14 protein-coding genes and 1 pseudogene are annotated in these 14,527 nt (G+C 42.3%); 13 read left to right on the top strand and 2 right to left on the bottom strand.

The window, feature by feature from the left end:
* Positions 1-207 (top strand): annotated as a pseudogene (locus tag AC1DRQ_RS25305) (hypothetical protein); the annotation flags it as partial.
* 155 nt (positions 208-362) lie between these two features.
* Here AC1DRQ_RS25305 and AC1DRQ_RS25300 read toward each other — a convergent pair.
* Positions 363-596 carry a hypothetical protein gene (locus AC1DRQ_RS25300; protein ID WP_477427983.1) on the bottom strand — a complete coding sequence of 78 codons (234 nt, stop codon included), beginning with the start codon at positions 594-596 and terminating at the stop codon, positions 363-365.
* A gap of 443 nt (positions 597-1,039) precedes the next feature.
* Here AC1DRQ_RS25300 and hemC point away from each other — a divergent pair, with 443 nt between their 5' ends.
* The 8 genes from hemC to AC1DRQ_RS25260 all read left to right on the top strand — a co-directional run bounded on the left by hemC (position 1,040) and on the right by AC1DRQ_RS25260 (position 9,027).
* Positions 1,040-2,614 carry a hydroxymethylbilane synthase gene (hemC, locus tag AC1DRQ_RS25295; protein ID WP_477427981.1) on the top strand — a complete coding sequence of 525 codons (1,575 nt, stop codon included), beginning with the start codon at positions 1,040-1,042 and terminating at the stop codon, positions 2,612-2,614.
* Positions 2,615-2,706: 92 nt separating this feature from the next.
* Positions 2,707-3,678, top strand: a complete 972-nt coding sequence (hemB, locus tag AC1DRQ_RS25290; RefSeq protein ID WP_429394043.1) for a porphobilinogen synthase — start codon at positions 2,707-2,709, stop codon at positions 3,676-3,678.
* Between the two features lie 99 nt (positions 3,679-3,777).
* On the top strand, positions 3,778-5,148 hold the full coding sequence (gene hemL / locus AC1DRQ_RS25285) for a glutamate-1-semialdehyde 2,1-aminomutase (RefSeq protein ID WP_477427978.1): 1,371 nt from the start codon (positions 3,778-3,780) through the stop codon (positions 5,146-5,148).
* Positions 5,149-5,160: 12 nt separating this feature from the next.
* Positions 5,161-6,036, top strand: a complete 876-nt coding sequence (locus AC1DRQ_RS25280) for a sensor histidine kinase (RefSeq protein WP_429394049.1) — start codon at positions 5,161-5,163, stop codon at positions 6,034-6,036.
* Positions 6,037-6,048: 12 nt separating this feature from the next.
* Positions 6,049-6,756, top strand: a complete 708-nt coding sequence (locus AC1DRQ_RS25275) for a response regulator transcription factor (RefSeq protein ID WP_429394051.1) — start codon at positions 6,049-6,051, stop codon at positions 6,754-6,756.
* The gene (locus tag AC1DRQ_RS25270; RefSeq protein ID WP_429394054.1) at positions 6,756-7,277 is read left to right on the top strand and encodes a tetratricopeptide repeat protein; all 522 of its coding nucleotides are present in this window, start codon (positions 6,756-6,758) and stop codon (positions 7,275-7,277) included. The genes AC1DRQ_RS25275 and AC1DRQ_RS25270 overlap by 1 nt, the downstream gene beginning before the upstream one ends.
* Positions 7,278-7,390: 113 nt before the next feature.
* The gene (gene hemE, locus AC1DRQ_RS25265; protein WP_477427975.1) at positions 7,391-8,416 is read left to right on the top strand and encodes a uroporphyrinogen decarboxylase; all 1,026 of its coding nucleotides are present in this window, start codon (positions 7,391-7,393) and stop codon (positions 8,414-8,416) included.
* Positions 8,417-8,493: 77 nt separating this feature from the next.
* On the top strand, positions 8,494-9,027 hold the full coding sequence (locus tag AC1DRQ_RS25260) for a CopD family protein (RefSeq protein WP_477427973.1): 534 nt from the start codon (positions 8,494-8,496) through the stop codon (positions 9,025-9,027).
* A gap of 170 nt (positions 9,028-9,197) precedes the next feature.
* Here AC1DRQ_RS25260 and AC1DRQ_RS25255 read toward each other — a convergent pair whose 3' ends face one another.
* On the bottom strand, positions 9,198-10,466 hold the full coding sequence (locus AC1DRQ_RS25255) for a metal-dependent hydrolase family protein (RefSeq protein WP_477427971.1): 1,269 nt from the start codon (positions 10,464-10,466) through the stop codon (positions 9,198-9,200).
* 105 nt (positions 10,467-10,571) lie between these two features.
* On the opposite strand from AC1DRQ_RS25255, the gene AC1DRQ_RS25250 reads away from it, so the two are divergent.
* The 4 genes from AC1DRQ_RS25250 to AC1DRQ_RS25235 all read left to right on the top strand — a co-directional run.
* Positions 10,572-11,141, top strand: a complete 570-nt coding sequence (locus AC1DRQ_RS25250) for an RNA polymerase sigma factor (protein ID WP_477427985.1) — start codon at positions 10,572-10,574, stop codon at positions 11,139-11,141.
* Positions 11,125-11,901, top strand: a complete 777-nt coding sequence (locus tag AC1DRQ_RS25245; protein ID WP_477427969.1) for a hypothetical protein — start codon at positions 11,125-11,127, stop codon at positions 11,899-11,901. The genes AC1DRQ_RS25250 and AC1DRQ_RS25245 overlap by 17 nt, the downstream gene beginning before the upstream one ends.
* A gap of 19 nt (positions 11,902-11,920) precedes the next feature.
* Positions 11,921-12,739 (top strand): outer membrane beta-barrel protein, encoded by an 819-nt coding sequence (locus AC1DRQ_RS25240; protein ID WP_477427967.1) that lies wholly within the window; start codon positions 11,921-11,923, stop codon positions 12,737-12,739.
* Positions 12,740-12,958: 219 nt separating this feature from the next.
* Positions 12,959-14,527 (top strand): tetratricopeptide repeat protein (locus AC1DRQ_RS25235; RefSeq protein WP_477427965.1); only part of this gene is annotated, 1,569 nt, incomplete at its 3' end.

The raw sequence follows: 14,527 nt of genomic DNA, 5'->3' as shown, positions 1-14,527 counted from the left end.
GTAAAAACACTTTTGCACATGGCTGCATTAGTAGCCATTCAGTATAATGATGAGTTAAGGCTTTATTACGAAAGGAAAGTCAACGTCGAGAAGAAGAATAAAATGAGTGTCATAAACGCTGTAAGAAATAAACTTGTACAACGTATTTTCTCCTGTGTAAGACAAAATAGAAAATATGAAAAAAATTATCTCAAATTAGTTGCTTAGATCATAGAAATCGAGGAACGAAGCAATCTCTATGCTATACAGAGTCGCTTTACATATCGCAGACCCGCTCTTGGTTTGTAGCTGCCGCGAGTTTAGCGCAGCGTAACTCGTGGTTAATCATTAAGTAAGCTTCCAACTTACGCACCTTACAGCGCTTAATCCATTAAAGTTATATCAATTAGTCCTTTACCACCCGAATAATCTTTTGCACTGCTATACAGATAATGCTCTGGCTCCTCAACCCATCCTGCAGTTACAGGGTTGTTATGCAGGTAATCAAGTTTTTGATCTATCACATCCTTACTCCACAATTCAATAGGATGGTTACCTTGTTGCCAAAATTGGTATTGTTCGTTATTAGGATTCCCTTTAAGGGCGTTCCTGGTCATGGAATTTATAATTGCGGCTCATCGATGTTAAGGTAATTAATTTGTTTTAAAGCCGGAAGCTTTAACAATGGTATACCACGAGTTACGCTATCGCTAAACTCGCGGCAGCGTAACAGAGAAAATAATAAAAGAAATCATGGTAATCCCTTAATCTCATAAATCCCGGTTCAGACAAACACGTTAGGGATAGAAGCGGATACCGGCCCGCGCCTAAGGCCTTGTACCGTATGAGCGAATAGCCTGGCCCGCAGGGAAACGTTCACATTAGTATATTTACCTGACTTACCTATCTGCTATCTACCCAACCATCTGCTAATCACCACACAACCCTCCCAAAAACCACATATAACAGTCATTTTGTTGCAATTTGGATTAATTCGTTAAATTCTTGTACCTTATCATCCCTATAAAAAATTAAATTTGCAAAGTAAAAAATCATTCTTTTGGACAGAACACTGATAATAGGAACAAGAGGTAGTGAATTGGCACTATGGCAGGCTAATTTTGTAAAAGACAGCCTTGCAGCAATTAATGTAACTGCCGAACTAAAGATCATAAAAACCCAGGGCGACCGTATACTCAACCTAAGCTTTGATAAGTTAGAGGGTAAGGGCTTTTTTACAAAGGAATTAGAAGAAGAATTATTGGCTGGTACCATTGATATTGCGGTACACTCGCACAAGGACCTGCCAACTGAAAACCCTCCGGGACTCATTATCGCAGCAGTTTCAGAAAGGGAAGATCCCGCTGAACTGTTGTTGATCTTGAAAGATTGTGTGGATGTGCACCAAAAGCTTTCGGTAAAATACGGGGCTATTGTAGGTACATCATCAAACAGGCGTAAGGCACAATTGCTGGCCCACCGCCCCGACCTGGAGATAGAAGATCTGCGTGGTAATGTGCCAACTCGTATTGGCAAACTGCGCGATGAAAAATACGACGCCATTATGGTGGCCAAAGCAGGCGTAACCCGTTTAGGTTTGGACCTGAGTGAATTTCATGTAGAGGAGATTACTCCTGTGGAGCTGATACCCGCACCTGCACAAGGCGCGCTGGCTATCCAGATCAGGGAGAGCAACCATGACGTTTTTGAGATACTGCAAACACTACATCATCCGGATGTAGCCGAAGAACTGGCTGTTGAAAGAACAGTGCTTAAACTTTTTGGTGGCGGTTGCCACCTGCCGTTGGGCTGTTACTGCCGCCGTGATGAGGGTATGTTCCAGGTGTTTACTTCCAAAGCCGAAACCGGCGAGGATTTTCCCGACAGACTGTTTTTAGAGTCGGCAACAACCGAAGGTCTGGCCGAAAAGGTGGTGGCAAAATTTGCTAAGGGCCGTAAGTTCCCCTCAAAGGTATTTATATCGCGCGAGCTGTCTGATCAGAGTTATTTTCGTAAGGCGCTGGAACATCACGGTATTGATGTAGAGGCCCGTTCACTGATCCGTACCGTGCCGGTAATTAACAAGCTCGACTCGTATATATTAAAAAATATTGACTGGGTATTTTTTTCCAGCAAAAACGCGGTGGAATATTTTTTCCAGCTGAACCCGCTATTTCCTAAAAAGGTGAAATTTGGCGTAATGGGCAGCGGGTCAGAAGAAATGCTGCGTCGCAAAGGTTATTTTACCAATTATGTGGGCGAAGGAACAGATACTGCCGAAGTTGCCGAAGAGTTTGCTAAACTGGCCAATGGAAAGATCATATTGTTCCCAGGTGCCGAAAGTCCGATGAGGAGCATACAGCAAGGGTTATCGGCCGATACTAAGATCATTGATCTGCCGGTATATGAAACCGTGCTGGAAGAAGATGTAGAGGCCAGCGGCGCTGATGTGATGGTGTTTACCAGTCCATCGAACGTGGAGGCATACTTTGCTGATAACCTGCTTGATCCCTATCAAAAGGTAGTGGCTATAGGCAAATCAACAGGGAAAAAATTCGATGAAATGGGTGTGAAATATACCCTGCCTTTTTCGCCTGACGAAGTTGGACTGTCTGAGGCAGTGTTTGGATTATAAGCCTCCTAACCTCCTAAAGGGGGAACGATTGGCGGCTTTAATATTAAAATAAGAAATTTAAAAAATTCCCCCTTTAGGGGGTTAGGGGGCTTATGTTACAAAGACCACGTAGAAACCGGAAAAGTGAAGTGATACGCCAAATGGTGCAGGAAACCCACGTTAGCGCTGCTAACCTGATATTCCCGCTGTTTATTGTTGATGGTACGTTTCAAAAAACAGAAGTTGCATCGATGCCGGGCATTTATCGTTATTCTATTGATAACTTGCTGCGCGAGGTAGAAAGCTGTTTGAAGCTCGGTTTAAATTCGTTTGATCTGTTCCCCAATATTGAGGAATCGTTAAAAGACCCATTAGCTACCGAAAGCCACCGCGAGGAAAGTTTATACCTGCGGGCCATCCGCGAGGTAAAAAAGAATTTTCCCGAAGCTTGTGTAGTTACCGATGTAGCGATGGACCCTTACAGCAGTGATGGTCATGATGGCATCGTTAAAAACGGAGAAATACTGAATGATGAAACGCTGGAAGTGTTAGGTAAAATGGCCCTGGCCCATGCTCAATGCGGTGCTGATATCATTGCCCCGTCTGACATGATGGATGGCCGTGTAGGATATATTCGTAATGTGCTGGACGAAAACGGGTTTACAAACGTTTCTATCATGTCATACTCGGCTAAGTATGCCAGCGCGTTTTACGGGCCGTTCAGGGATGCCTTAAATTCGGCACCCAAATTTGGCGATAAAAAAACCTACCAGATGAACCCGGCCAATCAGCGCGAAGCATTGATAGAAGCCAATCTTGACGAATTGGAAGGCGCCGACTTTTTAATGGTAAAACCAGCATTGCCATACCTGGATGTGATAAAATTAATAAAAGATAATACCGAGCTACCAGTAGCGGCCTATAACGTAAGCGGCGAATATGCCATGGTTAAAGCCGCCATACAACGCGGCTGGCTTAATGAGCAACGCGCCATTACCGAAGTGCTTACCAGCATCAGGAGGGCCGGCGCGACAGCCATATTAACCTATCATGCCAAGGAAGTACTGGAGAATAAATGGATATAAGAAGCTAAAAGCAGAAGGCTCAAAGCCAAAAGCTTTTACTGAAAGATAAATAAATCAAGCTTTAAGCTTTTTGCTTTGAGCTTTACGCTTTAAAAAAGAATGTTAGATTCAATAAAAAAGATGTTTTCGGGTGAGGCCAGTGAGCCGGTGAGTACTACAGGCAAGCCGGATATCAGCAGGGAAAAATCTGCCGAGTTATATGCCAAGGCAAAAATGTATTTTCCGGGTGGGGTAAACTCGCCGGTGAGGGCGTTTAAATCTGTTTATGGCACGCCCTTGTTTATACAAAAAGGCGATGGCAGCCATATCTGGGATGCTGATGGTAATGAATTTGTTGATTTTTGCTGCTCATGGGGACCGCTTATTTTAGGTCATAATAATGCTAAGGTAAAAGAGAAAGTTATCGAGGTGATGCAGAACGGCATGTCGTTCGGCGCACCAACCGCTTTGGAGAATGAACTGGCCGAACTGATCCTGAAGAACAATAAATTTATTGAAAAACTACGTTTTGTAAGTTCAGGTACCGAGGCGGTAATGTCGGCCATCAGGCTGGCAAGAGGCTATACCAAACGTGATAAAATATTAAAGTTTGAAGGCTGCTACCATGGTCACGTAGATGCGCTGCTGGTTAAAGCTGGCTCAGGTCTGGTAACCTTTGGCGAAACTTCATCAGCAGGTGTGCCCAAAGCCTTTGCCGACGAAACCATTGTTGTATCTTTAAATGACAAAGAAGCTTTAACCAAAGCGTTTGAAGAGTTTAAAGATCAGATAGCCGCCATTATTATTGAGCCGGTACCGGCCAATAACGGTTTGCTGCTGCAGGAAAAAGAATACCTGCAATTTTTACGTGATATATGTACCCAAAATGGTACCCTGCTTATATTTGATGAGGTGATATCTGGTTTCAGGATAGGTTTTGAAGGTGCATCAGGCTATTACAATATTAAACCGGACATTATAACCTATGGCAAAATTATAGGTGGCGGTATGCCGGTTGGCGCTTACGGAGCTTCGGCTGCCATCATGAGCAATATATCACCTGATGGTGCGGTTTACCAGGCGGGTACCTTATCTGGCAACCCGGTAGCTATGGCCGCGGGTATAGCGCAGCTAAGCGAATTGCTAAGGATGGGTTTTTACCGCGACCTGAATAATAAAACAGAAGAGTTCAGAGATGCGGTACAGCGTTTTGCTACAGCCCGAAGCTATAAGTTTAAGGTGTTTGGTATAGGGTCTATATTCTGGTTTGCTTTTACAGATAAAGAGTATATTCGTAAAGCCGAAGATATTGATGCATCCAGCATGGAAAAATTTAAAAAGTTCCACCGCGAATTAATAAACCGGGGCATTTACCTGGGGCCATCAGGCTACGAGGTTGGCTTTATATCATCGGCTCATACCAAAATAGACCTGGAGAAAGCAAAACGTGCTATCTTTGATAGTCTTGACCTGGTATTTAACGGTAAATAACTGATAAAGAAAATGAAAAAGCCATTTGTTATTTTTTATGCGCTGATCATATATGCCGTTTCCGAATTGGTTTGGTGGGGCTATATGCTCATGAAATTACAGCCGGAACGCATTGGGATGATCCTGGGCGAAGGCTCCATGTTTGTGTTGATATTTGTTGTGGGGGCCTTTAGCCTGCATAAATCTATAAACAAGGAACGTAAATTGCAGGAGCAGAAAAAGAATTTCCTGCTTTCGGTAACGCATGAGTTAAAATCGCCGCTGGCATCCATCAAAATATTGCTGCAAACTATTCAAAAACGCAACCTGACCAAGGAACAGATCCTTGATTTTATTGATAAATCATTGAATGATGTGGAACGTTTGGATGATATGGTGGAGAATATGCTACTGGCATCAAAAATTGATAACCGGTCATATACTTTCCCTAAGGCCAGCTTTAACCTTTCGGTATTGGTTGATAGCATTGTTAACCGTTTGCAGATCACCAAGTGCGATTGTAACCAGCAGATCATCGATGCCGAAATTGAACCAAAGATCGAGATCACCGGTGATAAATTTGCTTTAACATCGGTAGTTACCAACCTTATTGAAAATGCGGTAAAATATTCAAGCCCGTGCTCGGCAGTAGGTGTTAAACTGTTTTCGAAAGACGACAAGGTTTACCTGGAAGTGGCCGATCATGGTATTGGTATAGCCGATAATGAAAAAACACGTATTTTCGACAAATTTTACCGTGTGGGCAGCGAGGATACCCGTAATACAAAGGGTACCGGGCTGGGCCTTTATATTGTAAAAGAAGTGCTTGATAAACACAAGGCCAGTATCAGGGTTAGGGATAACCGCCCTGCAGGCAGTGTTTTTGAAGTTGTTTTTGGATTAACCTAAATTAAAAGTAATATGCCAAACAAAAAAAGAATATTATTAGCCGAAGACGAAGAACATTTGTTGGAAGCCATTAAACTTAACCTGGAGCTGGAGGGTTATAAGGTTTCGACAGCTAAGAATGGTAAAAAGGCTTTACAGTTATTTAAGGAAGAGCGTTTTAACCTGGTGATATTAGATGTGATGATGCCTGAGATTGATGGCTTTGTTGTTGCTGAAACCATCAGGCTTGAAAATACCGAAGTGCCTATTATGTTTTTAACTGCTAAAAATACCAATGAGGACAAAATTTCGGGTCTGAAAAAAGGTGCCGATGATTATCTAACCAAACCCTTTAACCTTGAAGAGCTAATTTTAAGGGTGAATAACCTAATAAAACGCAGTCTGAAAGGCGAAGACCTGAAAGAGTTTAACAGCTATAAAATTGGTGAGAAAACCATTCACTTTAACTCATTTGAGCTGGTGAATGAGGATGAGTCAATTACCCCGCTCACCAAAAAAGAAACCATGCTGCTTAAGCTGCTTATTGAACGCAGAAATGATGCCGTATCGCGCGAGCAGATACTGGAAACGGTTTGGAATTATGATGTATATCCTTCAACCCGTACTATTGATAACTTTATCCTAACTTTCCGTAAGTATTTTGAACCAGATCCTAAAAACCCGGTTTATTTTCACTCCATCCGTGGTGTAGGTTATAAATTTACCGATAATCAGCATTAATGTTCAGTAATAGGGTACGCATATTTATCGCATTTGTTTTCCTGTTGTCGTTAGGCTTGCTGTTATACCTGCATATTTATGAACTGGCGGCAGTAGCTGTAATGATGATCATGCTGCTCATATGGGATTACTTTAAACAAGGTACACTTATTGTAGCGGCCAAGTATTTTCATGCAAAGGATTACGTTAAAACCGAGGCTTCATTAAAGGAAATTACGAGGCCCGAGTGGCTCAGTAAGAAACGCCGTGGTTTTTATGAGTATATATATGGTGGCGTTTGCATCCAGAAACAAGATTTTGAGGAAGCAGAAAGGCATTACGAGCTGGCGGCACAGTACCCGCTTCATACCGTTAATGATCATGTGGCGGCATTGGTAACCGTAGCCAATATCAATATCAGGTTTGGCAATTATGATAAAGCCAAAGCCTATTTACAACTGACCGAAAAACATACCGATAAAATTACGGCTAAAATGAGGGATGTAATAGGTCGCCTACATCAGGAACTAAAAAAACATTGAAACATAGTATCAAGTAGTTAGTATCACGTATCAAAATTTTTGTAATTCAGACTAATAAATTCTTTTTTAGAGGTCTTGATACTTGATACTAACTACTTGATACTTTATATATTATGAGAGATTCGTTATTAATAAAAGCAGCTTTTTCCGAAAAAACAGAACGCCCGCCGGTGTGGATGATGCGCCAGGCTGGTCGTTTCATGAAAGAATACTGGGATATCAAAAACAAGTATTCTTTTCTGGAGATGTGCAAAACGCCGGAACTGGCCGCTGATGTTACCATGCTGCCGGTTAATTTGTTGGGTATTGACGGGGCCATTCTGTTTTCGGACATATTGGTTACCGGCGAAGCAATGGGTGGCGATCTGAGCTTTCAAAATGGTGTTGGTCCTAAATTTGCCAACCCTGTACGCACACAGGCCGATATTGATAACCTGCAAACCGATGCGGTACACAAACTGCAATATGTAGCCGACGCCATTAAAGTGATACAGCAGCGTCTTAATGGCAGCATTCCGCTTATTGGATTTGCCGGTGCGCCGTTTACGGTAATGAGCTACCTGGTAGAGGGTGGCTCGTCAAAAGATTTTAAGCTCACCAAACTGATGCTGCACAATGAGCCCGAAATGGCCCATCAACTGTTATCGAAAATTGCTACCGTTACGGCCGATTATCTGAACATGCAAATTGCTGCCGGTGTTAATGCCGTGCAAATATTTGACAGTTGGGCACAGGCTCTGGCTTGGGATGACTATAAAGAATTTAGTCACCGTTATATTGCCGAGATCATCAGTAAACTAAATCGGAAAGATATCCCGGTAATATCCTTTTGCAAAGGGAGTTCGGTATTCGCGCCATTGATGGCCGAGGCTAAACCTGATGTAATCTCCATTGACTGGAATGTTGACCTGCTTGATATTAAAAAGCGTTTGCCCGCAGGCATTGCTGTGCAGGGTAATCTTGATCCGCATATATTGTATGCTGATAAAAAAGTAATAAAAGACCGCATATACCGCCTGTTCGACCGTATGAAGGACGAGAAAGGTTTCATCTTTAACCTGGGCCACGGCATTATGCCCGATATTCCTTTTGATAACGTGAAGTACGCGGTAGAGGTAATAAAAGAATATGCCCCCTAACCCCCTGAAGGGGGAATTTAAGAGGGTTACTATAGAATTAAAAGGTTAGCTCCCCCTTTAGGGGGCTGGGGGGCGTCATGTACCAATACGTATTAGCTATACACATCATTTTTGTAGTCTGCTGGATGGCGGGGCTGTTTTATAGTGTGCGCTTGTTTATTTATCATACCGAAGCGCAGGAAAAACCCGAACCTGATCGTAAGATCTTGTCTGACCAGTTTACCATTATGGAGCGTAAACTATGGAATATTATTACCATACCCTCCATGATCCTCACTGTAGCAGCCGGTATTACCATGCTGATACTGCAACCCGGCTGGCTTCATTATGGATGGATGCACATTAAACTTACCTTTGTGGTATTGCTTGGCATATATCATCATATGTGCCAGAATAAAATAAAGCAAATGGCTAATGGCGTGTTTAAGTGGACATCAACCCAACTGCGCCTCTGGAACGAGTTAGCAACCTTATTTTTATTCGCCATAGTTTTCCTGGTGGTACTTAAAAATTCCCTGAACTGGATATTCGGGGTGGTAGGTTTGGTTGCCCTTGCAGTTATCCTGATGATCGCCGTGAAAATATATAAGCGTTTAAGGATGAAGAAGTAGTTGCTATCAAACCGTCATGCTGAACTTGTTTCAGCATCCCATAGAATAAGTAACCATCATGTTGTATACCTTGTATGTGAGATGCCGAAATAAATTCGGCATGACGGAAACGGACGAACTTTCAATCGACGAAAATCTTCTAAAATGAGACGCATTGCATGCGTCTCGGACTATTCCTTCACCACAACCCCATCCTTCATCACCAGGTTCACTTGTTTTAATACCTTCATATCCTCAACCGGGTTACCTGTTACAGCAACCATATCGGCTAAGAAGCCGGTTTTAATGTTACCCAGGTTGTTCAGTTTAAAAACCGCTGCGTTTACTGATGTTGCCGAGCGTAATACATCCATCGGTTTCATGCCATACTCAACCATCAGTATCATTTCGCGTGAGTTATCACCATGCGGAAATACACCAACATCGCCACCCATACAAATGGTAACTCCGGCTTTAAGAGCTTCGGTAAATATGTAATGCTTTTGCTTAACCCCCGCAGGCACAGGATCAGTACCCTTCCTCCAGCCTTTATAGCTTAATGTGGCTTCGGTGGCCGCAAGAGTAGGGCATAAAGCTATTCCTTTTTCTTTCATCAGTTTAAAAAGCTCCGGCGTGCCGCCATCGCCATGTTCAATAGTCGTAACACCGGCAGCTATGGCCCGGCGCATCCCTTCTTCTGTTGATGAATGTACAGCAACAGTGCGTCCGCTGCTTTTAGCAACCAGTAAGGCTACCTTTAGTTCCTCTTCGGTAAATGTAGGGGCAGCAGCTTCATTTATTCCCCAACGGTAATCGGCATATATCTTTACCACATCGGCTCCGTGCCCAATTTGCGACCGCACTACCCGGGTAATGCCCTCCACACCATCAGCCTCTTCACCACCTTTAGTGATCGTATTTTCTGGAATTTCATTTTTAGGACCATAACTGCCTGTAGCTACAATGGCACGGGTAGCAACCAGCATCCTCGGACCCGGTATTATTTTTTTGTTTATCGCGGTTTTTAAACCCGCATCATCATAAGCGGCGCCCTCAGTGCCCAGGTCGCGCACGGTGGTAAAACCTGCTATAAGCGTTGCCCATGCGGCTACGGTTGCCCTTGCAGTGCGCTCAGCCCTGCTTTCGGTAAGTACCTGGTCGTTCCAGCTGGTTTCATTGTAGGGGTGCAGAAAAAGGTGCGAATGCCCTTCGATCAGGCCGGGCATCAGCGTAGTTCCTTTAAGATCAATGATGCGGGCTGTGGCCGGGGCTTTTATACCGGAAGGATCGCCAACGGCTTCAATATGATTTCCCTTTACCAGTACCCACCAACCAGCGTGCATCTGTTCGCCATCAAAAATACGGTCGGGTTTAAGCAGTGTGTAATATTCGGCAGGTTGTGCAAGCACTGTTTGAAAACCACATATTATAAGTATTATAGTAATAAGGAGTTTTTTCATTATAAATAAAGATAGTTTACTTTAAAGTAGTTTTATAATAGTGTAAATATATTTTCAAGCTCATGCAACCATTTGCCAAAGCATTACATCTTACTGTTATAAATGATGTTTTTGGAACCAACTTATACCACCATCCAACTGATAGAACGCTGTAAAGCGGGCGAACGCAAAGCACAGGAATTGTTGTACAAGCAATTTGCTGCCAAAATGCTGGCGGTATGTATGCGGTATGCTACCGATAGGATGGAGGCCGAAGATATGCTGCAGAACGGATTTATAAAAGTGTTTCAAAAAGTAGGTGATTTCAGGGGTGAGGGTTCGTTTGAAGGCTGGGTAAGGCGCATTATGGTACACAGCTCTATTGAGTATTACCGCAAGCACCATAAATTGCTACAGGTAGTTGATGTTGACGAAGCGGTAAATGAACCATCTGTAAACCCGGTAGCAGCATCAAATTTGGATGCCCGGGTGTTGATGGCTTTGATACAACAACTGGCGCCGGGTTACCGCATGGTATTTAACCTTTATGCTTTAGAAGGTTACTCACATAAAGAAATTGCCGCTATAATGGATATCAGTGAAGGGGCATCAAAATCGCAGCTGTCAAGGGCGCGGAATATATTAAAAGAACAAATTGCAAAAATGGAGGGTACAAGTTATGGATATGCGGGATAATGAACTGGATAAGCTGTTTCAGTCGGCACTTAACGATCATGAAATAGAGCCATCTGCCCATGTGTGGACAGGCATTACCGCGCGGCTGRATGCCGATAAACGCAAAAGATCACTGGTGCCCTTTTTAAGCATAGCCGCCGGTATTATGTTATTGGTTACCATAGGGATATTATTTATTCCCAAAACAGTTCAAGTGAATGACCTGCATCCATCCAAAAAAATGGCTAAAAACACATTGCCGGTTAATAAAGTTAATCCGGTTGTACAGCAGGCAGATCAGCAAAACAAAAGTGATAAAAAGGTAGTTATAGCACCGGTTAACAGCTTAGCAAGTGTGAAAAATGTAAAGGAAGGTAAGGGAACAGTTCCTCATAAAGAGGCAATAGGTCCCGAACAAAAACCGGATATTACAAAACCAACAGCTGAGCCCGAATTAGTTTTGGCTACCCGTGGTAATGATCTGGTGAACCCTGTTGTGCCCGATATAGATAACGCGATAAAACCAACAGTTGATAATGTACACGCATTAGAAAGTAAGCCGCAATTGACAGCTATGCAATTGCCCCCGGTTAACAAAACAAAGGCCGCAGCGCCGGTTAAAAGACACCGCATCCGCAGTTTGGGCGATGTATTTAATGTAATGATAGCGGCGGTTGATAAACGTGAAGATAAGATCATTGAATTTTCCAATACCGACGAGGACGATGCTACTATTACGGGTGTTAACCTGGGTATTATTAAAGTGAAAAAAGAAAAATAAAATATATATTAACCACTATATGAAACGCTTAATTTTTACCATCATCATATGCGTTGCGGCAAGCGCCACATTTGCTCAAACTACCGCCGATTCAACCCGCACTACAACCGATAGTGTTCCTAAAAAAAGGTTAAGGGTAAAATTAGGTATGGGTGAGGATGCTACTGTTATATCGAGCGGCGAGCGGGATACGGCCTATCATGCACACAAAGCTCCAGGCTTTTCATTTGGTGTTACTTTTTCCAGGATCGATCTGGGTTTTGCAACGCTGATTGATCATGGCAGCTTTACTTTATCGCCCAACAACCAGTTTTTAAGTTATCGCCAATGGAAAACCAGCAACTTTGGTTTCGATCTGGTGCAGTTTGGTTACCGTTTTAACAGTGCCTTTAAAATATACGTTTCGGGTGGGTTCGACTGGACACATATCCGCCTGCGCAGAGATATCACCATACAAAGAAATACACCGGTTTTAACTTATACCGAAGATGATATTAATTACAGCAAGAATCGTTTTTCGTCGAGCTACCTGCGTATCCCCTTATCATTTTACTACCGCAGCCATGAAGATGCCAGCGGAAACTATTTCAGATTGGTTGCCGGGCCCGAAATTGGTGTGCTGCTTAACGGGCGCGTAAAGCAAATAAGTGAGGAGAACGGCAAACAGAAATTTAATGACGATTACCATTTTACCAAGCTGCGCCAGGGTGCGTTTATACGCGTGGGCTATGGCCTGATGGGTATATATGCCAAATACTATTTTACCGATATGTTTGAGAACAGCCCTGCCCAGGAAGGGTTGAAGAATTTTTCCTTTGGGCTAACATTAGGGTTTTAAAGAATGATCCGATCATGAGTAATGAGTAATAAATTGTGCAAAAAGTGAGTAATAATAAACCTTAAATTAAAAATTTAATCCGGTAGTTTTAGATATTAAAGATTATTACAATCTGCCAGCTATTAGCGTTTCGTTTTATACTTAACAGGTTATCCTGACCTGCATAGTATCAGATTTGAAGAATAGCTGTTGATAAATAAACCTATAATATCAACCTTCATGAAAGAAAATATAACTCACCCAGTTTCATTTTCTTATGTTTCAAAAATGATCGCTCATTTGTTCAAATATTTAGTGATCATATTCCTTTGCTTTATAAGCACCTCATTTTCACATGCCCAAACAACAATTGACAGCATAAATAAGCTGATCAAAAACGCAACATCTGATACAGCTAAAATTAATCGCTTAAACGATAAAACGGCCGCTTTTATAGAGATCAACCWGGATTCGGCTGCAGAAAGCGGAGCCAACGCGGTTTTTGAGGCCGTTACGGCAAAGTATTTAAAAGGCGAGGCCGATGCCAGGAGATTAATGGGTACCATACTATCTTTTAAAGGTGATTATGCCTCGGCACAAAAAAATTTAGTACTGGGTTCAAAAATTTATGAAGAATTAAAGGATGAGACAGGGCTGATCAAAATGTACTCTGGTTATGGCATGATGTATGGCATGCAAAGTAAGTATGATAGCTCAATTGTTTTTTATAAAAAAGCAATAGACATTGCCAATAATATACATGACGATATATTGCTTAACAAAGCGTATCAAAATATTGCCATCTCATTTCAGATGCAATCCAACTATACAGAATCATTGGTTTATTTTCAAAAGGCTTTAAAGTTTTTTGAGAGTACAAATGATATCAATTCACAAAGCTACATCTGGCTAAATATGGGCTTAACCTATAATACCATGGATGACAATGCCAGGGCCGAACAATCATTAAAAAAGGCTGTACAACTTGCAAAAAAAGCTGGAATTAAAAATGTGGAATTATATGCCTACTCCAATCTCGCGGTTACTTATTCGAAGCTGAAAAGATTCGACCGCTCATATTTATACGCTATGAAAGCGGTTACTATTGGTCGCCAAACCGGTGATCTGGGAATAACAGCAGCAAGTTTATCAAAAGCTGTACTGGCGCTTGCTGATCAGGATTTGTTGCCCGAAGCAGTAAAGCTGGGTAAGGAATCCATTGCCGTAGCCGATTCATCAAAGCAGCCCTACAGCAGATACCAGGTGTATGCCAGTATTGGCAACGTGCTTAAAAGGCAGCATTCATATGAAAATGCCATTTTCTATTTTAAAAAGGCATTTAATGCAATTAGGAATACTAATATTGTTGATGAGGCTACAGGTCAATCTTATAAAGATCTGTCAGAATGTTATGCAAAAGTAGGTTTGTACAGAAACGCGTATAAGAATTTAGAAAGTTCATCAGAAATTATTGATTCTATAAGGAACACCCAAAATGTACGGAAGGCTACAGAGCAGAACATGGCTTATGAGTATAACAAAAAAGAACAAGCTCAACTTATAGAAAAGCAAAAGCGCGATGCGGCAATCAAAATATGGCTGGTGGTTTTAATAGCGGCGCTGATCACTTTAGCTATTGTTATTGTTGTATATAGAATGGCATACCGAAATAAACAAAAAGCAAACGCGCTGCTCACCAGTCAGAAACAAGAGATTGAAAGCACTTTAGCCACCCTGAAAGCCACTCAAAAGCAATTAGTGCAGGCAGAAAAAATGGCCTCACTTGGTCAGCTTACCGCGGGTATTGCC

It is taken from the genome of Mucilaginibacter sp. P4_E8 (assembly GCF_056401495.1).
Note: the sequence above shows the minus strand (reverse complement) of the source record. Positions and strands in the feature narration are given on the sequence as shown.

Coding starts and splice junctions, on each gene's coding strand:
- AC1DRQ_RS25270 (WP_429394054.1), top strand. CDS start 6,756: ATGTTCAGTAATAGGGTACGCATATTTATCGCATTTGTTTTCCTGTTG.
- AC1DRQ_RS25255 (WP_477427971.1), bottom strand. CDS start 10,466: ATGAAAAAACTCCTTATTACTATAATACTTATAATATGTGGTTTTCAA.
- hemE (WP_477427975.1), top strand. CDS start 7,391: ATGAGAGATTCGTTATTAATAAAAGCAGCTTTTTCCGAAAAAACAGAA.
- AC1DRQ_RS25250 (WP_477427985.1), top strand. CDS start 10,572: ATGTTTTTGGAACCAACTTATACCACCATCCAACTGATAGAACGCTGT.
- AC1DRQ_RS25300 (WP_477427983.1), bottom strand. CDS start 596: ATGACCAGGAACGCCCTTAAAGGGAATCCTAATAACGAACAATACCAA.
- AC1DRQ_RS25280 (WP_429394049.1), top strand. CDS start 5,161: ATGAAAAAGCCATTTGTTATTTTTTATGCGCTGATCATATATGCCGTT.
- hemB (WP_429394043.1), top strand. CDS start 2,707: ATGTTACAAAGACCACGTAGAAACCGGAAAAGTGAAGTGATACGCCAA.
- AC1DRQ_RS25240 (WP_477427967.1), top strand. CDS start 11,921: ATGAAACGCTTAATTTTTACCATCATCATATGCGTTGCGGCAAGCGCC.
- AC1DRQ_RS25275 (WP_429394051.1), top strand. CDS start 6,049: ATGCCAAACAAAAAAAGAATATTATTAGCCGAAGACGAAGAACATTTG.
- AC1DRQ_RS25260 (WP_477427973.1), top strand. CDS start 8,494: ATGTACCAATACGTATTAGCTATACACATCATTTTTGTAGTCTGCTGG.
- hemL (WP_477427978.1), top strand. CDS start 3,778: ATGTTAGATTCAATAAAAAAGATGTTTTCGGGTGAGGCCAGTGAGCCG.